The organism is bacterium (genome assembly GCA_004322275.1).
GTDB lineage: Bacteria > Desulfobacterota > Deferrisomatia > Deferrisomatales > BM512 > SCTA01.
Genome location: SCTA01000006.1, coordinates 1 through 20,589, shown reverse-complemented (window position 1 = coordinate 20,589; position 20,589 = coordinate 1). Strand labels below are relative to the sequence as shown.

Genomic DNA, 20,589 nt, shown 5'->3' with positions numbered 1-20,589 from the left:
CTCGTCGGGAGCGGAAAACCGCGCCGGTAAAATCCTTAGCCGGAATGGCCGAAATAGATTGCCATCCGGATGCCCCTGCCCGCCGGAGCCTTAGCAAAGGCAGACCGTCTAGACCAGCTTTTTCACAGCCGAAATCACGTTTTCGACGGTCATGCCATATTTCTCCGCGAGCACCTCGGCGGGCGCGCTCGCGCCGAACCTGTCGATGCCTATAACTTTACCGCGAAATCCGGTGTAGCGCTCCCAGCCGAAGGTGGAGGCCGATTCGATGGCGACTCTCGCCTTGATCGCGGGGGGGAGGACTTCGCTCCGGTATTTTTTGGTCTGCGCCTCGAAGAGGTCCCAGGAGGCCATGTTGACGACGCGGACGGGGATGTTTTCGGTTTCAAGCTTTTCCGCCGCCGAAAGGGCGAGGTGCACGTCCGACCCCGAAGCGATGATTATCGCCTTCGGAACGCCGCCCTTCGCCTCCTTAAGTATATACCCTCCCTTGAGGACGCCTTCGGCCTTGCCGTACTTTTCGCGGTCGAGGGTGGGGAGGTTCTGCCTGCTGAGAACAAGCACAGTCGGGCGGTTTTTCTGGGTGAGCGCAGCCTTCCACCCCATCGCGGTTTCGTTGGCGTCGGCGGGGCGTATGACGGAGAGGTTCGGCATGGCGCGAAGGCTCGCCAGATGCTCCACCGGCTGGTGGGTCGGGCCGTCCTCGCCGAGGAAGATCGAATCGTGGGTCATTACGTGGACGACGTTAAGGCCCATCAGGGCGCTGAGGCGTATCGAGGGCCTCATGTAGTCGGTGAAGACGAAGAAAGTGGCGGTGTAGGGGATGAACATCCCGTAGTTGGCCATGCCGTTGGCTACCGCACCCATCGCGTGCTCGCGGACGCCGAAGCGGATGTTTCTGCCGGTGTGGTCCTGACGGGTGAAATCCCCGTCGTTTTCGATGTAGGTGTTGTTCGAGGGGGTGAGGTCGGCGGAGCCGCCCATAATCTCGGGAAGAGCTCTCGCCAGCGCGTTGAGAACCTTTCCGCTGGCGACGCGGCTGGCGATACCCTTGGCGTCCGCCGGGAAGACGGGGAGTGCCTTTTCCCAGTTTCCGGGAAGCTCGCCCTTATCTCTGCGCTTGAACTCTTCGGCGAGGGCGGGGAAGGCGCTCTCGTACTCCGCGAACAGCGCTTTCCACTTCCTGCGGGCGCTCTTTCCCTTCCCGGCCATCTTCCTGAAGGGCGCGTAAGCGTCTTCGGGGATGGTGAAGGGCTCGTGGGGCTCCCAGCAGAGGAATTCCTTCGCCGCCTTGGTCTCTTCCGCTCCGAGGGGGGAGCCGTGAACGCCGGAGGTGCCCTGCTTTTTCGGGCAGCCGAAGCCAATGATGGTGTTCACGCGGATGAGGGAGGGCCGGGAAAGGTCTGCCCTCGCGTCGGCGATGGCCTTTTCGATCTCGTCGACGTCGTTGCCGTCGTTCACGAAGAGGACCTGCCAGCCGTAGGCGGTGAAGCGGCCCGTGACATCCTCGGTGAAGGTCAGCGAGGTGGGGCCGTCGATGGTTATCTTGTTGTCGTCGTAGAGCAGTATCAGCTTTCCGAGGCCGAGGTGACCGGCGAGGGAAGCTGCTTCGGAGGAGATGCCCTCCATCAGGCACCCGTCACCGGCGATAGCGTAGGTGTAGTGGTTGACTATCTCGAAGCCGGGGCGGTTAAAGCGGGCGGCGAGGTGGCGCTCCGCTATGGCCATTCCCACCGCCGCGCCGATGCCTTGACCGAGAGGACCGGTGGTGGTCTCGACGCCGGGGGTGTGGCCGTATTCCGGGTGGCCGGGGGTCTTGGAGCCCCACTGGCGGAAATTCTTTATGTCTTCGAGCGAAACGTCTATGCCCGCGAGGTGGAGAAGGCCGTAGAGGAGCATCGAGCCGTGGCCCGCCGAAAGGACGAATCTGTCCCTGTCGGCCCAGTCCGTCGCCTTCGGGTCGAATTTAAGGAACTTCGTCCAGAGGGTGAAGGCCATCGGGGCCGCGCCCATGGGCATGCCGGGGTGGCCGCTCTTCGCCTTTTCAACCGCGTCCACAGCAAGGAAGCGAAGGGTGTTTACGGGAATCTTTGCGGGCATTGGACTCTCTCTCTTTAGTAAATTATTTAAAGTAGATTATTGGTTTTTCGCCGAAACACGGCGACGGTATTTGACGATCGCGTCCATCATCCTGTCGGCGACGCGGTCTTTCTCCATGAGGGGAACGCTTATGGCGTGGTTGTCGGAGGTGAGTATCTTCACGGCGTTGACGTCTACATGAAACCCCGACTCGGGGCTGGAAACGTCGTTGGCGACGATAAGGTCGAGCCCCTTGGAGTTCATCTTCGCGAGGGCGTTTTCCTCGATTTTCTCGGTCTCGGCGGCGAAGCCGACCAGAATCTGCTCTTTTGTCTTTCGCTCGCCGAGCGCCTTTAAAATGTCGGGCGTGGGCTCAAGTTCGAGGGGAGGGACGCCGGTTTCCATCTTCTTTATCTTCTCGGCGGCCATCGAGGTCGGACGCCAGTCGCAGACCGCCGCCGCCTTTATGATTATCGAGGCTGAGGGACTCTCACGGAGGACCGCCTCGTACATCTCTTCGGCGGATTTGATCTGCACCGTCCTGGCTCCTACCGGGGGCTGGAGGAGGGTCGGACCGCTTATGAGGGTGACTTTCGCCCCGCGCCTTATGGCGGAGCGCGCCAGCGCGTAGCCCATCTTGCCGGAGGAGTGGTTGGAGACGAAGCGGACCGGGTCTATCTGCTCCACCGTCGGCCCCGCCGTGACGAGGATATGCTCCCCGGTGAGGTCCTTGGGGGAGAGGACGCCCTTTATCCGCTCGATAATCCTCTGGGGATCGGCCATCTTGCCCTGACCGGTGACTCCGCAGGCCAGCTCGCCGGTCTCCGGGTCCATGAAATGGTATCCCGACTCCACCAGAAGCTGAACGTTGTGGCGGACGGCCTTGGATTCCCACATGACGGAGTTCATCGCGGGGGCGAAGAGCACCGGAACCTTGGTGGCCATTATCATCGTCGAGAGGAAGTCGTCGGCGAGGCCGTTGGCCACCTTTCCGAGGATGTTGGCGGTGGCGGGGGCGACGACGGTTATGTGGGCGCGGTCGGCGAGCGAGACGTGGCCTATCTCGGAGCCCGCCAGCAGCTCGAACATGTCCATCGTGACCGGGTTTCCCGTCACGGTCTGGAAGGTGAGGGGGGTCACGAACTCGGTCGCGTGTTTCGTCATGACAACGTGGACGTTCGCCCCGCACTGATTAAGCTCGCGGGCGAGGATGACGGCCTTGTAGGCCGCTATCGAACCCGTCACGCCGAGGATTATTTCCAGGTCGTTAAGCATCTTTTCACCTGAAGAAGGGGTTTGTCCGCTTTTCCCTGCCGACCGAGGTGTCGGGGCCGTGGCCGGGATGAACCACGGTGTCCTCGGGAAGGGTGAATACCTTCTTTTCGACCGAGTTTATCAGGGTTTCGTAGTTGCCGCCCATCAAATCCGTTCTTCCGATAGAGCCCGCGAAGAGCAGGTCTCCGACGAAAATGTCTTTTCCCACCACAACCGATATCGAGCCCGGCGAGTGGCCGGGGGTGTGCAGGACTTTCAGGGAGAGCGCGCCGAAGGGGATCTCGTCGCCGTCCTTCACCGTCTTGTCCGGAACCTGGGCCGGGGTGACGGTAAGCCCGAAGAGCTGACCCTGGGCGGGAAGAGCCTTGATCAGCGGCACGTCTTCAATGTGGGCGATTATGGGGACGTTCGTCAGCTTTTTCAGGTCTCCGGCGCCTTCGACGTGATCGAAGTGTCCGTGGGTGAGGACTATCGCCTCGGCCGTGAGGTCGAGAGTTTTCAGCCTCTTCGCTATCACCGGCGCGTCGCCGCCCGGATCTATCACTACCGCCTTTCTGGTGGCGGGGTCGCCGACAATGAAGCAATTGGCCTGAATCATGCCGACAACTAGAGTTTCGATAATCACGTAATCCTCCTAAAAGCGCCCGGCGATGAGCTTTTCGAGGGGAAGGCGCTGCCTTTTCGCTCGCAGTTCGCTCTCCTCGGGAAAGCCCACGGCGACGACCGCCATGAGTTCAAGGTTTTCGTCAACCTTCAAGGTTTTTTCGACTTCTTTCCTGCGGTTAAGTATCTCGCCCAGCCAGCAAGCGCCGACCCCGAGGCCGTGGGCGGCGAGGAGCATGTTCTGCACCGCCGCGCCTATCGACTGGAGATCTTTTTCCCGGTGGTAGATGCTCTTTGTGTCGATGAAAACCGCTATCGCGCCGGTACAGTTATTTAAAATCTTCGAGTATTTTGTAAAGGACGCGAGAAGATCCAGAACCTCTCTTTTTTCGATTGTCACGAACCGCCAGGGCTGGTTGTTCATTCCCGACGGAGCCCAGTGCGCGGCGGAAACGAGAGCGTCCAGTATCTCCGGGCCGACCGGCTCGGGGGAAAACCGCCTTACCGAGCGGCGCTCCTCTATCGCGTGAAGGATTCCGTCCCGGCACATTAAAGAATGCTTCCGAGGCGCTCTATGGTCAAACCTTTGATCGCCTTCATCGGGCATGCGCCCTCGCAGAGGCCGCAGGCGACGCACTTCGTCGGGTCGAAGACCACCTCCATCGTTTCGGTGTTTACCAGTAGAGCTCCCACCCTGCAGACCGCCGTGCAGGCGCCGCAGTGGACGCAAAGCTCCTCGTCGCGGCGGGTCTGGTCGGCGATGGGGGAGACGATGACGCCTTCCTGCGTCAGAAAGTCTATACCCTTCTGCACGGCCTTTTCTTCGCCGATTATTTCAAGGATGATCCTGCCCTCCCTGCGGGGGAGTATCTTTGCTTCGAGGATGTTGAAGACGAGGTCAAAGTTGCGAACCAGCCGGAAGATTATCGGCTTGTACATGACCTCGGGGGGGAATATCAAAAGGACGTTTCTGGAAATTTCCATTTATTTCGCTCGCTTCAGGCTATTTTCTCAAGTGAAAGCTCACCTCTGGCGGCGAGCTTGTCTCCAATTATTCCAAGGGCTCCGATTACTCCGCGTATCGAAGCCGCCCACTCGACGGCCCCTTCGAGGTCCGCCGGGCGCTTTATCTTGTTCCCGAGCGCCGAGGCCATCGCGTCGGCGAAGGCGGCGTCGGAGGAGATTATCGTCGCGGCGTCGGCCACTCCGAAGCTGAGACTCGGCCCCACCGTTCCCGAGGAGGTGCAGACGCCTAGCGGCCCCGGTTTGCAGTCGACCCTTATCGCCACCCTTCCGCTGAAGGGGGAGGTCCCGGCCCAGAGGCCGACGAGGGTTTCGCGCCCGGTGTCGAGGTAGATGTCTCCGCCGTTCTCGACGATGACGAAAGAGGAGCGCCTTCTTAGCTCCATCCCGACCCTCTGCGCCATCGCCCCGGCTACCGCCGCCATCGGCCCTACTCCGGCAGCTTTCGCCGCCCGGTACATCATGGCCGCTATGGGAGGCGCGTCAGCCGGCTCTTCGAGGGGCACGAGGGAGGAGGCGAACCGGGGATGGAGTTTTATATACTCCACCAGCTTTTCCCGCTCGCTCCGTATCGCCTCCAGAGCCTCTTTCGTCAGGTCTTTGTCGGCCCTTACGTAAAGGTCCGTAGTCTCCAGCGCGACGCGGAAGGCCGCGCCCTTCTTCGCCGAATAATCCCTGTAGAAACGGTTTTCCCGTTCCTTCAATCGGCCTCCGGGAATTTTATCTCCACCGGAGCGCTCGGGAGCATTATCTGGGGAGCGCCGAGAGTGAAGGCACCGGCGGTTATCCACTCCTTGAGGATGTCCGCGATCTCCCGCGCCCGGCTGAGGCTGGCAAGCGGCGTGGCGGGCACCTCCTTGCCGTTTATCGAGACGGTTCCCGAGAAGAGGTCGTGGTAATTCACGTAGCCCAGCGGTCCGCCGGTGCCCTGCGGGTAATCGATGCCGTAGTCGACCACCGGGCAGACGATGTCGCGGTTCGTGACCGAGGTGAACCAGGCCATCTCCTCGTCAAGCACCGGAATCGGGACGCCGATACCGAGCATCAGGCTGGTTCCGTAGCCAAGCAGGGAAGCGCCGCGCAGATACCTCTGCGACATCTTCCTGAGGTCGCCGGTGACCATGAGCGTGCCCGCGCCGCCGGTGGGAACCCCGCGCTCGTTGCGCTTCGTTCCCGGCGCGTGCTGAGTTCCCGCCCAGGTGACCGCCCCGACGCCTCCGCCCAGGAATATCTTCGTCCCGACCCCTATCGTCTTGTAGTAGGGGTCGTTCTGGAGGGGGCTAAGCTGCCCGGAGGTGGAGAAGGTGGCGCTTTGCATGTTGGGGCGAAGGACGCCCATGTAGGTGTAGATCGTCCTGTCGCTCAGGTTCACCGCGCAGTTGTAGTTCTGGTAGGCGTTACGCGGGTTGTTCAGAATCGCGTCGCGAAAGTCCGCGAGGCGCATCTTCTTTTCGGCGGCCTTCGAGGGGTAGCAGTCGGTGCCGTAGGAGAGAGCCCGCAGGGTGACCTCCCTGCCCGCGACCAGGTCTTCTATCACGTGACCGCCGCCGTACTCGAACCTGCCGGGGTGGGCGGCGTTCAGGGGGTCGCCCTCGCGCACCTGCGTGGCCCCGATGTAGCAGTCCACGGCGGCCACTCCGGCGTAGGCTTCGACGTCGTTAAGAAATACCTTGGAAGCCTTCATCTTGGGCTTTAGGTGGCCGAAGTTAAGAAAAGCGCCGGAAGAGCACATGGTCCCGAAGGTTCCCGTGGTGACCACGTCTACCTTCTTCGCCGCGCCCCGAAGGCCGAGCGTTGCGACCACGTCGATCATCTCCTCGGCGGTGACGACGACGCATTTGCCCTCGCGTATTTTTTTGTTTATCTCGTCTATGGTTTTTGCCACCGGCGGTTACTCCTTCAAGGTACGGATACATTAAAACAAGAAAGTGTAATCCTTTATAAATACGGTACTCAAGTCAAGCATTTTCGGGCGATGGGGCTTGTCCTTACGCCCTCCTGTAGGGTAGATTTCACAAATGGACAACAGCCGCGAAAAACTTCTTCTTCTGGGTAAAATCCACGAGGGAAAACTCTCCCGCAACAGGGATTTTCAGCTCTTCAAGGGGTCTTCGGCGAGGCGCGCCCACGTCGCGCACAACAGGCTTTGCGCGCTGATGCGGGAGCTGAAAGAGCCGGGCGCGAGAGTATCCCTAGGCAGAACCCCGGAGTCCGCGAGCCTGACGATAAGAGTCGAGCGGCTGGGGTTTTCCCACACGGCGAGGCTGACCCGGTGGGAGAGCGAATTCTTTCTCGAAAACATGGGGGCGAAAGCCCTCCTTCCGCTTTGAAAACAGACTTTCCGATGGCAGAGAAGACCCTTCTGGTTCACACGATGGGGTGCAAGGTCAACCAGTACGAATCCATGCACCTCAAAGAAGCCCTCGATCTCAGGGGCTTTTCACCGGCTTCGGAGGACTCGAATCCCGAAGTCATAATCGTAAACACCTGCACCGTCACCCAGCGCTCCGACAGGAACGCCCGCATACTCATCCGAAGGGCGAGGCGGAGCAACCCCGAAGCGTTTCTCGTCGTCACCGGCTGTCTCGCGCAGACTTCCGGCGAGGAGATGCTCTCGCTGGGAGCCGATCTCGTCGCCGGTTCGGCGTGGAAGCAAAAGCTCCCCGAGCTTATCGAGAAAAGGCAGAGAGGGGTGCTGGCCGGGACTTCCTACCCGCTCGGCCTCGGGCCGGAGCCGGTGAAGCGGTTCGACGCTCACACGCGGGCGTTTTTCAAGGTGCAGGACGGGTGCGAAACCTTCTGCGCTTACTGCATCGTCCCCCACGCCCGGGGACCCTCGCGCTCCCTCCCGCCCGAAGAGGTCAAAAACGGCCTGATAACATTGAAAGAAGGAGGCCACCGCGAGGTGGTTCTTACGGGAATCCACATCGGCAACTGGGGGAAGGATTTAAATCCGCCGAAGAATTTTATGGATCTTCTCGACCTGGCGGAAGCCCACGGGCCGGAGCGGATACGCATATCGAGCCTCGAACCCCTCGAACTTACCGGAGAGGTGACGGAAAGAATCGCAACCTCCAGGGTTCTCTGCCCGCACCTTCACATCCCCCTTCAGTCCGGCAGCGACGGGGTATTGAAGCGCATGGGCAGGCCCTACGACGCAGGGCTCTTTTTAGATCGGGTGATGAACGCGGCCCGGAGGATTGACGACCTCTGCCTCGGCTTTGACGTAATCGCCGGCTTCCCCGGCGAGAGCGAAGAGGATTTTTGCGCCACCAAGGCACTTCTGCAAAAGATTCCTTTCTGCTATCTTCATATTTTCCCCTACAGCCCCCGCAAGTCCACGCCAGCGTACGGCATGGCGGGGCAGGTAGAGGAGGGGGAAAAGCGCAGGCGGGCGGCGGCATTGAAAGAACTTTCGGCGCAAAAGAGGGGCGAGTTCGAGAGAAGCCAGCTTGGGAAGGTGCATCCCGCGCTTGGCGAAGGGAAGGTGGAGGAGGGGTTTTTGACCTTCCGCACGCGCAACTACCTCGAAGTAAGGGTAAAGTGGGAGGGCGAAAAGCCCCCGGGGGAACTCGGAGTGAAGATCACGGGGCGAAGCGGTAAAAATCTTATGGGAGAAATCTCTTGTCGATGAAGGTGGACATTCACCGCCGCGAGCTTTTAAGGTCTCTGGAAGAAGACCTCGGCTACATATTTGAAAAGCCCCAGCTTCTTGAACAGGCTCTCATGCACAAGTCTTTCGCCAACGAGACGGGGGAGAAGATAATCCACAACGAGCGGATGGAGTTTCTGGGCGATTCCGTGCTCGGAATCAGCGTCACCCGGCTCCTTTACGACATCGACCCGCCGCTGAGCGAAGGGGACATGTCGCGCATCCGCGCCTACCTCGTCAAGGAAGAGACCCTCGCGCAGATAGCCAGAACCCTCAACCTCGGCGAACACCTCCGCCTCGGCAGGGGAGAGGCGCAAAGCGGCGGCGCGGACAAACCCTCGATACTCTCCAACGCCTTCGAGGCGCTCGTCGGGGCGATCTACCTCGACGGCGGCTTCGAGCTCGCCTTCAGCTTCATAGAATCCATTTACGGCCCCGTCATCGAGGACGAAGGGCCCGACGCCATCCGTTGCGACTACAAGACCCGCCTTCAGGAATACTGTCAGGCGCGGTACAAGAAAACCCCCGTCTACAAGTCCCTGGGCTCCTCCGGCCCCGATCACGACAAGGTCTTCACCGTCGAAATCCTCCTCGGCACCCGCTCCCTCGCCAAAGGCACCGGCCACTCCAAGAAAGAGGCCGAACAGATGGCGGCGAGGCATGCTCTGGCTATTTTGGAGTAGTTCAAGCCACTCAGGTCTTTTACGATAAGATTAGCCAATGAGAGACATTCTTTTGAGTAATGAAACGATGACGCTGGAAGAACTGGGCTGGTCTGCGGCCTGTGAGGAATTTTTTGCCGGTGAAACGCGCAATGACGTTTTCCCCGCAAGGGTTTCCTTCGCCTCGCGAGGTCATTGGCGTTTGCTCTGCAAAGGCGGCGAAATCGCGGCGACCCTTTCCGGCAAGGCGCGGAACGACCCCGGTACCCCTACGCCCGTGGTGGGCGATTGGGTAACCGCACGTCGCGCCGATTTGGAAAACGCCGTGATTCTTGCGGTCATCCCCAGGCAAAGCGCTCTGGTGCGCGGCCAGGCGGGAGGGCGAAAAAATGAGGATGGCGTGGCGGGAGGCGAGCAGGTACTGGCCGCCAACGTCAACACAAGCCTCATAGTCTGCGGCCTTGACCGGGACTACAATCCCCGGCGCATAGAACGCTACATCGCGCTTTCTTACGGCGGCGGAGTCCAGCCGGTTGTTCTCCTCAACAAGGCCGATCTCTGCCAGGACGCGCAGGAGAAGGCCGACGAGGTCGCCTCTCTGGCGCCCGGCGTCGAGGTGATCGCCCTGTCGGCACTGGACGGCGAGGGGGTGGAGCGTGTCCGAAACCTTTTGCGCAGCGGCGAAACGGTCTGTCTGCTCGGCTCGTCTGGCGCGGGGAAATCAACCCTGCTCAACGGACTCGCGGCGGCGAGCTGCCAGGCCACAAAAGCGACAAGCGAAGTATCGGGCAAGGGGCGGCACACGACAACCCACCGCGAATTGTTCGTCCTTCCCGGCGGCGTCATCGTCATCGATACGCCGGGCCTTCGCGAAGTGGCGCTCTCCAGCCCGGACGGCCTGGAACAGACCTTTCCCGAAGTGGAGGCTTTTGCGAAGGATTGCCGCTTCCGCGACTGCACCCACGGCGGCGAACCCGATTGCGCCGTACTGGCGGCTGTAGAGAGCGGAGAGCTGGCGGGCGAACGCTGGGAGAGTTTCCTGAGGCTGCAAAGAGAGGTGCGCTACCGGGAGCGCGTCGCCAATCTTGGACAAGCTTCCGAAGAAAAAGACCGATGGAAGTCGATCAGCAAGGCAATCAAGCAGCTTTATAAAGGATAGACCGGCTTCTCAAAAGCAGAAAGCGAAGGTATTGAACGCGAAAAACAGCGATCAGGGAATTTTGCATCCATTGCATTCAATCGGTTCACGAAGTCGCCAAATGCACCTCAAAAGACTGCGTTTTGTGGGTTTTTCGGATGAGCGGAAAGCAGGATGATGAACAAGGGATGTTTCTTTAAGGGGCTTAACAATTTAGACAGATTTTCTCGCTATCTGAGACTGGAAACTAACAGGTTCAGCCATAACATTGTGGCGTTGTTGAGATAAAATGAAACCATGATTAGTCCTCGCAGGCTGTATCTTCGTCTTCCAGTTCAGCGCTGGTAAATAGTCTGCCAAAGTTATATCGCCATTGAAGGGCAAAGCTCATGCCTATCGCGCCATTAAGAGGACCGTTTAGAATCTGTTCCCATTCATTGTCATTGGGCAATCTTGCAAGATCTTTTTGAGTTTCTACAACCCAATTGTCTATCGCATCGATTACACCCAAGTGTATAGGAGAAATAGATTTAATTTTTATTATAGAAAGCAAATCGGATTCCGGTATAATTTCTTGTTCTCTTTTCTCTCTGGCTTTATTCTTCTTTTCATAGTCTATTGTTGAAAACTCAATTATTTTGTTTACTTCATCATCGTTTTGAATGTTTGAGACTATTTCTAGAAGTATTTTTGCCCTCCAATCGCTTTGATTTATGTATGCCAAAAACCTGAAAACTCTTTTTGCCCAAGCTTCTTCTCTTTCTAGAAGCCACGCGCGATTATTTAATGCAATTTTGCACAAATTCTCATCTGCTATTTGAGTTTTAAATAAATATTTATATTTAATTATCTGCAATTTGAAAGGTGTGATTTTCTTTGCAGTTTGGTAGTCAGTTAGCAATATTAGCGCATCATGGCTAGCTCCTAGTAGTCTCTCATATGCTGAAAAAAATGGTTCGCTAGTGCAATAGTTTTCCGATGGCGACTTTATGCCGATATCTAAATCCGGTAAATCAACACCTCTTGCTGGATTAATTCGTAAATTTTCAACCCCTAAATCATTTAGTATGTGCTTTTCTAAAACAGCAACCAATAACATTTCAATCACACTTCCTACGGTTTTGCCATCCAAATTAGGAAGTGATTTATTGTTCTTTAAGTCTTCATACCAATGAGGTAATTTTTTGTCGCGTCCGAGCCGAGCCAAAACTGGCCCTATTGCGTCAAGACCTGATGCATTTAAAGCCTCATTTATTAGCGTAACAGTTGCGTCCAGTCGCTCTGCAAGGGCTTTTCTTAATGCTTCTTTACGTTCCATAATGCAAAAGCACTCCTTGTCTTTTTGCTCTTGGTATCGATTTTCGTAAAACCTTAAAATTTAATCTGCTCATAACCCATTTAACTATAGGCGCAGGGACTGCATTGCCGATTAGCGAATATTGATCATATACTGAAACTGCTTCACAGTGATTATCTGGAAACCCTTGAATTCTCGCATATTCAATATTTGTGAGTCTTCTATATTTGTTCCCAACCAGATATCTTTCATAATGCCTACTGGCTGTGGAGGTGAGGGTCGGGGCAACTCCATTGACGCCAAAAATGGTGTACCCCATCCTTGCCCCGCCACCTTGATTGCTAATAATTTCTACACCCTGTACCATCTTATTGACTGGAGTATTTTTATGAAGCCGACTTAGTGTAGATTCTGTAAAGTCAAATTCACTTGAAACATTATCTTGAAGTATAGAATTTAGGAAAACTGGTTTAGATTTGCTATCAAACCCATTAAGGTCTTTGCCCCAAAATCTGTGATTTGATGCAATGCCCCAGTTTGGAAACTTTTTTCCATGTTTTTCGATAAATTTCCAACTTTTACTATCAGACAAATCTTCAAGGTCAATAGGCTTTAATGAATTTAATTCACTTTCTATTGCTAGTTTTGTTGAAACTATTGATAATGATGAATTGCCGTTAATATTATAGTCATCTGCTTTTGTGCCAACTATAAATACTCTCTGTCTATTCTGAGGTAATCCAAAGTCCATAGCATTAAATAATCTCCATTCAATCGTATAATTTAAGTCTGTTAATGAAGAAAGTATTGTAGCGAAATGAAGTCCATCCTCCATTGTGAGAAGGCGTTTAACATTCTCTAAAATAAAGAAATCGGGAGTATTTAATTTTAAAACATCTACTATTTCTTGAAAAAGAGTGCCTCGAGGGTCTCTGATACCTTTTTTCATTCCTGCACTACTGAATGGTTGGCAGGGGAAACCTGCGGTCAATAGGTCGTGAGAAGGTATTTGTGTCTTTAAATTTCTAATATCGCCTTCTACTAACTCTCTATTTCCAAAACAAGATTTATAAACTTTGCAAGCCTTGGGCTCAATGTCGTTGGCCCAAATGGTTTTAAATCCCATAGAGTCTGCGGCTAAGCGGAAACCGCCAATACCTGCAAAGAGTTCTACTGTCTTCATGCTCTATTTCTCCGGTGGCGTTAGATGTCTGTCACTCTACTAAATTCAGAAAAAAATGTCTAATTGACAAAATTAAAATGACTCAATGGCGGCAGATTGGTAGGGAGTTGGTAGGGAGAATTGATCTCGGGTAAGGAAAAGGGGTTAAGCTGTTTGCGTAACCCCGTGATATTGATGAAGAGGCATAATTAGAAGGACGATTTTTAAAAATTGTTAGACAGTTGTTAGACGGAAACAGGTTTAGAAAAGAAAAAGGGGTTACGCCTATCGCGTAACCCCTTGATTTTGTTGGTGAGCCGTCGGAGCCGGATGTGGGAACGTGGGAGTTTTCGCTGAAAATTCAATCAAAGTCAGGGTGAAATGTTTTACTGGTCCACGGACGCCATTGATTCTTGAAATGCTTTTAATTTTTCCCTATGAGGTTCAAGCATCGCTTCAGGCAGTCTCACAAGAGCATGGTATAGCGGCACAGATTCAGGCGTAATTTCCGAAATCAAGCGTTCGACCACGATTGCATCGGTTTTTGCCAATTCTAACAACTGATTTTGAGCCCGATTAGAAACACGCCTGTCGTGGCGCAACTCGAATAGTTCCTTTGTCTGAAAGGCGTTTTTGGCAGTAATAGCCTTAAACAGGTCATCCCGAGGACTGGGGGGGACAATCCCTCCTTCCATAGGATAGGGTTTTTCGTGGGTTTTCCAATAATCGAAGGCGCGCCGCAATACTTCGGTGAAATTATCGGGAAGATTCATTTTTAGACAAATTTCCGCTGTTCCTGTCGCTAATGAGACATACGGTGAGAACAGACAGTTTTCGATGACGCAAAGCACACGTTCCGGCACTTCAACGGGGTACCATTCGGGGAGTTTCTTCAAAAGCGGCTCGCACATTCCAGTGGGTTTGGTTTCCAACCGGTTCAAAATTAAGTTCGGAGCTTCTTCGCCCCAGAGATTGTCCGCCAGCTGAGCTAAGTAATAAAGCGCGTTGTATCCTCCGGTCGCCAACACATCTTTGAGGATTTGGCACATACCATTCCCACCTGCGCCTGCTTCGATCATCTCCGCGGAAATATAGGAACAAGTGGACAAGGGATGGTTCAATGCCTCTACCAAAACTGAAGGATCATTACACTTATTCGCGGCTTTGCCCCAGTCGGGTTTGAAAGGAAAGCGCGGTCCTGAGAGGATAGAAAATAAATTTTCTGTTTCCAAACCTTTCTGCATTTGTTGTGCATCCACGATTACTCGTGCATTGTCAACCCCGCAAGCCAAGAGGGTCCACAGAAAGCAATACTGCATTGAATCATCCCATTCTCGTTCTATAACCTCATCGAACTCACCGGCTACTAGTTGCCCAATTTGGAGCGTTGAGATTACCTTAGCTAGACTAACTAGAGGTGCTTGTGTCAGTCGTGCTGTGACATTCTCGTAAGTTTTGCACGCTACGATAATCCTATCTAAAAACAGAATTTCATTTGCGGTCGATTTTTTGCGTTCTTCTGGGGAAGGGAATATGAACGAAAATCTAGTTGCCCAATCGTCAACCTCTAGTAATATGGCTCTAATATCAGGATCGGAACTTTTACGAAGAACCTCTCGCAATCGATCCCTCATAGAAATAGATATACTGTTGTTGTTAAAATGATGGACAATTTCGTTCTTTAATTCTTTAATAGAAGTTTTGGAGATAAGATACTCTGTGCCCTTGATTAGCATTATCTCGCGTAAATAGTGATAATCAAGTCTGTAAAGAGGTCTATTCCCCAACCAGAATGCAGAGCGATAATCCTTGAATGGCCGAAGAATATTACAATAATTTTCCCTCAGTTTCTGAAGATCAACATAAGTTTCCCCGGCGGAAAGTGCCAGTGCTAAACCTGCAAAACGCCGATATTCGTTTTCATCACGCTGCAAAGCTTGGGTAAGTGCCTTCACTGTGACGGGAAATCTACCTGCGACTGGAATCAAAGCCTCGGCGGCACTGAAAATATGCTCTCTAAGTTCGTCAGAAATACGCGGAGCGAGGTGCGCGATTATCCGGCACGCTGATTCTTCACCGGCGTCCTCTGCGACGGAAAATATTTGGGCGGCTAAAAGCGGGAAGATAGACTTTTTGTCCTCCGGGTTGTGAGCGTCCAACAAGATACGAATAAGTTTTGTCCCTAAACCCAACTGCGCGGCATTTAAGTAAACCTCTTTCCATGCCGGGTCTTCTTTTGTTTCCATAATCCATTTACGAAGACCTTGTTCGTTTAATTCGAGCAGGTACCTAGCCGCCAAGTATTCCCCAAAACCTAGATGAACAAATGTAGCCATCGTCCTGTCGGCCACATGGAGACGCTCGAAGAGGCGTCGCTCCTCCCACCAAGCAAAGGCCTTGGCTGCCTGAGATGCCGCATTAAGCGGCTTAATTTCCAGTTCATCAGCCATCGCAAGGCCCACTTTTTTTAGCAAGTCCGGATAGCTAATTGTCGGTTCATGGAGAAGAATCCAAGCAAAGCTTTCCGAAAATTTGTTTAACACTGCGAGATCCCGGCCATTTTCTGCTACAACCCTGTTGGCGACCTCGTGTTCTGCGATCATTGCGATTACGGATTGGTACAACAGTGCCTTACTATTCGGTATCGCCTTTCCCCCTGCTGCAAGGGCAACAACAAAAGTGAAAAGAAGAGGATTATTCCGAACGAAATCGAAGGTTTTGTCGCTGCTAAACACCTTGTCCATTCGGTTATAAACGTCTTTAGAAAAGACATGAAGCGATACGCCTTCGACAACGAAACGGGATAGAGGTCCGAGATAGGTTTGTTGTAGCTGAAAATGTCTCCATCCCGGAAGGGTTCCGGGGTTATGCCCCACAGGGCGGGTGGTGACAATAATTTTAGCTTTAGGATGTCCCTCCGCCCATGAACAGATCAATTGCGCGATTTGTTCTCTGCGTCCGGCGCACTCATCGAGCCCATCCAGCAGCAACAAGTCTAAATGTTCGCTAAGGAAGCCGATCTCAGTGGGCGTAAGTCCCGCGCTATCTGTTGCTTGGCGCGAAAGAGCCTCTTCAAAGTTTTCCCCCTGTTCTTCCATTCGCGCGAGCACTAGTGGAAGCTTGGCGAGCAAAACCTTGCTACCAAGCTTTGACTCACGGTGGGCGATTCGCCTCATCAATAGCGACTTCCCAGCCCCAGGACCTCCCACTGCAACCAGTTTTTGAAGCTGCACGCCAAGCCATTCTGCGTCGTATTCTGCTCTTCGCCCATTATCCGGGGAAGGTGACTTATGGTATCGCTGAATGATCTCTAGATTGTCACCAAAGGGCATTGACAAGTCCTCGGATTCCGAGGCCTCTAATTCAAGCCATAATTCCGAAACCGGCAGTGGTTTGTTGAAACCGGCAATGGTGTAGTTAGCTGTTGTGTCGGCTCTCCATTTACAATAGCGGGAATAAAGTTCTGAGGTCTTTTCTGGAGGTATGTCTTTTGCTGCGTCAATCGCAGCAAGGATGTTTGCAGACAACTCGCTAAAGGCAATTTCAATCCATTCTTTGGTGGGTAGTTTCAGTAGTTCTTGGTAAGTTTTATCATGTTTGTACAACTGTACCCAACCAAGCAAGAGGGGCTCGGCGGACATAGCCTTTATGATTAACTGGACCAGATCGTTGATGGCATCGACTATTTTTAGTTTAGGGATTCCTATGAGATGAAATTGCTTTTCGTAGGAGGAAGCAATGGCTTCCACATCAGGAAGCTCGCCATAGAGCAATTTTGAGAACTGCTCACCGGCGTGATTTTTGAGGAAATGTTCATCGAAAAGAGATTTGTATAGCTCTGAATGTTGCTCCTCGAATTTCAAAATGGCGCGATCAAAAGCGTTGGTGAATGCCACTTGTACTGGTTTGTTTTTTAAGCGTTTGGAAATTTGTCGTTTTGTCTCATCAACGGCGATGTTCAACAAAAACGTCAATAATGCTTTGCCGCCTTTTAGCAAAACCGTTTGTGTTGCCGGGTCAACCATAAATCTCTCAATCTTGTGGAGTTGATGGTCTGCCCCCCGATACGGTAACACGGGGGGCTCAAAATACATCCTCCTGAAAATCTGAGGCGAGGAGGCGAAATTCCTCCTCCCCCCTTTAGCACTCCGAGAATACTCTTCCTCATAAAATCCCGGCAAATATTTTCTGTTGACTCCTCGCTTGCGTGTGGCGTATGTATTACATGCGTACCACAAGTGGATCGAATTTTAGGAGGTTTGGCATGGGATGGATTTTAAAGCAGCACAAATTGCTCAAGGAACTGAGCGAGCAGTCAAGCGCTTCCGCGAAGCACATCAGCTTGCGACTTCCGGTTATAACTGCTGCGAAAATAAGCGCCCTCTGCGAGCTTTACCCAACAAGAACCAGAACGGAGGTTGTCTTAACCCTTCTGGAAAACTCACTCGATGAATACGGAAAGCTGCTGACGGAAAACGAGGAGAATGCAGAGTTGAGAAAAGCCTTTGAAAAGCTGGTGGACAAATACATTGCTCAGTACGAAAAGGAAGTTTCACCCCGCAAAGCATTTGTACCCGAAGACGAATGATCTGGTGACAAATGCTTTCGCCCACTCTACTTATTCACGGCCTTGATACCGTCCAGTGCGCTTATTGCATGGCGAAGACTGGCGAAAACCTGATCGACTTTCAGGCCCTTGCGGTTTTAAGGGAGGAAGCAAGGCAGTCCAAGAAGCGCGAGTCGGCGGCGATCCAGCTAGGAAGAGGCGAGTTTTTTTTAGCACCTCATGGCACCAAATCCGGTTATCCCTTCCTGATAACCAACGGCGATCTTAAAATCGAGTTCGGAGAGTTCAACAAGCCTAATTTTTTCGTCACCTTCTCAAGCCAAGCCCTCTGGCGTGAATCCGCGCCTTTCCTTCATCAAAAGTTTCTTTCATGGGCCGAGAGCGTTGGATACACGCAAGCCAAGCCCGAAAGCCTTTCCCGAATAGATTACTGTTTTGACTACTTCCTGCCTGTCATGGACTTTGACGAGGATTGCTTTAAAAGCAGATCGACGAAGGACGCTCAGTACAGGGAAAACGGAAAGGCCCAGACGTTCTCTTTTGGCCGTGGCGACATCGTGTTGCGCGTCTACGACAAAGTAGCCGAGATTGAGCAGCAAAGCGAAAAATCGTGGTTTTACGTCCTCTGGGAGAGAGATTCAGAGGTGTGGCGCATCGAGTGGCAGGTAAGAAGGCCGGTTCTTGAAAGATTCGAGATAAAGACCTTCAAGGACTTTGCCGAAAACTGCGGCGATCTACTCCGCTACCTCGCGGAAGATCACGACACCCTGAGAAAGCCCAATGACGATAAAAATACATCCCGCTGGCCGCTTCACCCTCTATGGGTAGACTTGCAGGAGAGAATCCGCGAATTGCCTCACATGGGCATTTTGAAAGTGTACGGCGAACAGGCGGCGCTAAAGGATAGGGAAAACCGGATTGCGCAGAGCGTTTACGGCTACCTAAAGAGGCTTGCCGCAATCAAGTGCGTCCAGCGAGGCAAAGAGCACATGAGCGCCGAGGACGCATTAAGAGAACTATTTAACGGCGTCAAAAGACACCACGATCCGCTTACATGGAAATTCGACGTTGAAAAGCGGATAACGGAAATAAGGCTAGGACAATGGTAAGGCGGGAAGAGATCGACAAAGCGGTAAAAACCGCGCTGTCAAAGGTTCTCGCCTACGGGGAAATGTGTCTGCGTCCTGCGCAATTTCATGCGTACCGCAAACAAGTCCTCGATGCCTTCGGTCGCAAGGGTTTAGCAAATGAACTCGATATGATTTTCAAAAGCGGCTGTAACAAGGCACTGGAAAGGATCGGGCCGGAATATTCAGAGCAAGGGAAGGGGGCTGGCATGAGTGAGTCATGTCAAAAACGAAAAAAGTGATAGCCTGACCGTATCAGTCCAATTCAGGGAAATAAATTCGGCTGAGGAGATGCAAATCCTTGACGCTCATTGGCCGGAAATACTGGCGGCTATGTACCAGATCATGAACGAAGAAGGGTAAAAAATGATCGTCGCAATTTACGCTCGCGTCTCGACAACAAAACAGGCGGATATGAATCTTTCTATCCCCGATCAGTTAAAGCAGATGCGGAAATGGTGTGAAGAAAACGGTCATTTTATCGCAAAGGAATACATAGAACCGGGCGCTTCGGCAACTGACGACAAGCGCCCGGTTTTCACGGAAATGATTGATGAAGCGTGTCAAAAACCACCTCCTTTTGAAGCGATTTTAGTCCACAGTTTTTCCCGCTTTTTCCGAAACTCCCTTGAATCGAGTTTTTATGAATTAAAGCTGAAAAAAGCAGGTGTTTCGGTAGTCTCCACCACGCAGCCATCCGGCGACGACGACAGCGGTTTTTTATCCAGAGGTTTTTATAAAATCCTCGATGAATTTTTTAGCCGGGAAAACTCGAAACACACTTCCAGAGGCATGAGAGAAAATGCAAGGCAGGGTTTTTTTAACGGCAATAAGCCTCTTTTCGGATACCGAAAAAAGCCCGTGGATGGAGGTGCTAAAAACCGTCAAAAATACGTGCTAGAACCCGATCCTATTGAAGCGCAAATAATCAAAAAAATATTCGAGTGCTACACTTCCGGGAAATTCAGCGGAATCAAGGAAATTGCGACCTTTTTAAACTCAAAAAACATGACGCGAAGATGCGAGAAATGGTCTGGACAGACAGTTTTACAGGTGCTTTCAAATAAAGCATATTTAGGCGAATACTTTTTCAATAAAAGGCATGGAAAAACCGGCAAATTACGGCCTGAAAACGAGTGGATAAAAGTCGCTTTGGAGCCGATTATCGACGCTGAATTATTTCAAAAAGCGGAGAAAATGCGCAAAAAACGCGCTCCAAAAACCATCAATCCGAGTATCGTAAGTTCTCCAATACTTTTAACAGGGCTTTTGAAGTGCGGTACTTGCGGTTCTTCCATGACCACAAGCACCGGAAGAAGCGGGAAATATAAATATTACAAATGCAGCCGAAAGACTCGTATAAACGCAAAAGCCTGTGATTCTTCCGCCGTACCGATGGAAAAACTTGACGCGCTTATTTTGGATGCGCTTTCGGAGCGTGTTTTTACCCCTGAAAAAGTCAAAAATATTCTTACGGCGCAAAAGAAAAACGGCGAAAAAGCCAGCGGAAAATTAAGCGGCGCAATCCAGCAATTAAAAAACGAATTAAAGAAGCTGGAAGAGGCGAAAAATCGGCTTTACGAGGCGGTTGAATCTGGTTTTATGCCTCTCGATAATTCGCTCCGTGAACGCTTGCGCTTTCACGACAATAAGAAGCAAGAGCTTCTTTCGGAAATGGCGTCTTTAAGACAAAAATCGGAAATGCCCCTGAGCAAGCTAACCACTTCCGAAATCACGGCTTTTTGCGCCGCAATCCGGAGGTGTTTGCACGACATTAGGAGTCTTGCAAAAAGCTACCTGCAACTACTCGTGGATGAAATCAGAATCGAGGGAAACACGGCTGTCATGTGCGGGAGCAATGCGGCGCTTGGTGAGCTTGTGGCAAAAAAGAAACTGGGTACCTCGCTTGATATGTGCGAAGTACCCAGTTTTAAACGTCGTGGTGAGCCGTGTTGGGATTGAACCAACGACCACCTAATTAAAAGTCAGGTGCTCTACCATCTG

At 52.7% G+C, this 20,589-nt stretch carries 18 protein-coding genes; 8 read left to right on the top strand and 10 right to left on the bottom strand.

Annotated features, from left to right (window positions below; all coding sequences use genetic code 11):
- Positions 1-108 precede the first annotated feature (108 nt).
- From tkt to EPN96_01970, 7 genes are read right to left on the bottom strand one after another with little or no spacing between them, the layout of a single operon-like run.
- Positions 109-2,100, bottom strand: a complete 1,992-nt coding sequence (tkt, locus tag EPN96_02000; protein ID TAL18298.1) for a transketolase — start codon at positions 2,098-2,100, stop codon at positions 109-111.
- Positions 2,101-2,136: 36 nt separating this feature from the next.
- Positions 2,137-3,354, bottom strand: coding sequence for a bifunctional phosphopantothenoylcysteine decarboxylase/phosphopantothenate--cysteine ligase CoaBC (gene coaBC, locus EPN96_01995; protein ID TAL18297.1), 1,218 nt, complete (start codon positions 3,352-3,354; stop codon positions 2,137-2,139).
- A 4-nt stretch (positions 3,355-3,358) separates the two neighbouring features.
- On the bottom strand, positions 3,359-3,979 hold the full coding sequence (locus EPN96_01990; protein TAL18296.1) for an MBL fold metallo-hydrolase: 621 nt from the start codon (positions 3,977-3,979) through the stop codon (positions 3,359-3,361).
- 9 nt (positions 3,980-3,988) lie between these two features.
- Entirely contained in the window at positions 3,989-4,507 is a 519-nt protein-coding gene (locus EPN96_01985) for a nitroreductase family protein (GenBank protein ID TAL18295.1), read from the bottom strand.
- Positions 4,507-4,941 (bottom strand): 4Fe-4S dicluster domain-containing protein, encoded by a 435-nt coding sequence (locus EPN96_01980; protein ID TAL18294.1) that lies wholly within the window; start codon positions 4,939-4,941, stop codon positions 4,507-4,509. The genes EPN96_01985 and EPN96_01980 overlap by 1 nt, the downstream gene beginning before the upstream one ends.
- A gap of 14 nt (positions 4,942-4,955) precedes the next feature.
- Positions 4,956-5,684, bottom strand: a complete 729-nt coding sequence (locus EPN96_01975) for a UPF0280 family protein (GenBank protein ID TAL18293.1) — start codon at positions 5,682-5,684, stop codon at positions 4,956-4,958.
- Complete coding sequence (locus tag EPN96_01970) at positions 5,681-6,793, bottom strand: hypothetical protein (protein ID TAL18361.1); 1,113 nt, start codon at positions 6,791-6,793, stop codon at positions 5,681-5,683. The genes EPN96_01975 and EPN96_01970 overlap by 4 nt, the downstream gene beginning before the upstream one ends.
- Before the next feature lie 205 nt (positions 6,794-6,998).
- Here EPN96_01970 and EPN96_01965 point away from each other — a divergent pair, with 205 nt between their 5' ends.
- From EPN96_01965 to rsgA, 4 genes are read left to right on the top strand one after another with little or no spacing between them, the layout of a single operon-like run.
- Complete coding sequence (locus tag EPN96_01965; GenBank protein ID TAL18292.1) at positions 6,999-7,310, top strand: hypothetical protein; 312 nt, start codon at positions 6,999-7,001, stop codon at positions 7,308-7,310.
- Between the two features lie 14 nt (positions 7,311-7,324).
- Positions 7,325-8,614, top strand: coding sequence for a tRNA (N(6)-L-threonylcarbamoyladenosine(37)-C(2))-methylthiotransferase MtaB (gene mtaB, locus EPN96_01960; protein ID TAL18291.1), 1,290 nt, complete (start codon positions 7,325-7,327; stop codon positions 8,612-8,614).
- On the top strand, positions 8,611-9,315 hold the full coding sequence (rnc, locus tag EPN96_01955; protein ID TAL18290.1) for a ribonuclease III: 705 nt from the start codon (positions 8,611-8,613) through the stop codon (positions 9,313-9,315). Before mtaB ends, rnc begins: the two co-directional genes overlap by 4 nt.
- A gap of 37 nt (positions 9,316-9,352) precedes the next feature.
- The gene (gene rsgA, locus EPN96_01950; protein TAL18289.1) at positions 9,353-10,453 is read left to right on the top strand and encodes a ribosome small subunit-dependent GTPase A; all 1,101 of its coding nucleotides are present in this window, start codon (positions 9,353-9,355) and stop codon (positions 10,451-10,453) included.
- Positions 10,454-10,733: 280 nt separating this feature from the next.
- Here the strand turns inward: rsgA and EPN96_01945 are convergent, their stop codons facing one another.
- From EPN96_01945 to EPN96_01935, 3 genes are all read right to left on the bottom strand, one after another.
- Complete coding sequence (locus EPN96_01945) at positions 10,734-11,750, bottom strand: hypothetical protein (protein ID TAL18288.1); 1,017 nt, start codon at positions 11,748-11,750, stop codon at positions 10,734-10,736.
- Positions 11,740-12,912 (bottom strand): DNA (cytosine-5-)-methyltransferase, encoded by a 1,173-nt coding sequence (gene dcm / locus EPN96_01940; protein TAL18287.1) that lies wholly within the window; start codon positions 12,910-12,912, stop codon positions 11,740-11,742. Before dcm ends, EPN96_01945 begins: the two co-directional genes overlap by 11 nt.
- A gap of 365 nt (positions 12,913-13,277) precedes the next feature.
- Complete coding sequence (locus EPN96_01935; GenBank protein ID TAL18286.1) at positions 13,278-16,916, bottom strand: NACHT domain-containing protein; 3,639 nt, start codon at positions 16,914-16,916, stop codon at positions 13,278-13,280.
- 239 nt (positions 16,917-17,155) lie between these two features.
- On the opposite strand from EPN96_01935, the gene EPN96_01930 reads away from it, so the two are divergent.
- From EPN96_01930 to EPN96_01915, 4 genes are all read left to right on the top strand, one after another.
- Positions 17,156-17,479 carry a hypothetical protein gene (locus EPN96_01930; protein ID TAL18285.1) on the top strand — a complete coding sequence of 108 codons (324 nt, stop codon included), beginning with the start codon at positions 17,156-17,158 and terminating at the stop codon, positions 17,477-17,479.
- 11 nt (positions 17,480-17,490) lie between these two features.
- Positions 17,491-18,567: a hypothetical protein gene (locus EPN96_01925; protein ID TAL18284.1), complete on the top strand. Its 1,077-nt coding sequence runs from the start codon at positions 17,491-17,493 to the stop codon at positions 18,565-18,567.
- Positions 18,561-18,827, top strand: coding sequence for a hypothetical protein (locus EPN96_01920; protein ID TAL18283.1), 267 nt, complete (start codon positions 18,561-18,563; stop codon positions 18,825-18,827). The genes EPN96_01925 and EPN96_01920 overlap by 7 nt, the downstream gene beginning before the upstream one ends.
- Before the next feature lie 124 nt (positions 18,828-18,951).
- Positions 18,952-20,547 (top strand): recombinase family protein, encoded by a 1,596-nt coding sequence (locus EPN96_01915; protein TAL18282.1) that lies wholly within the window; start codon positions 18,952-18,954, stop codon positions 20,545-20,547.
- Positions 20,548-20,589 lie beyond the last annotated feature (42 nt).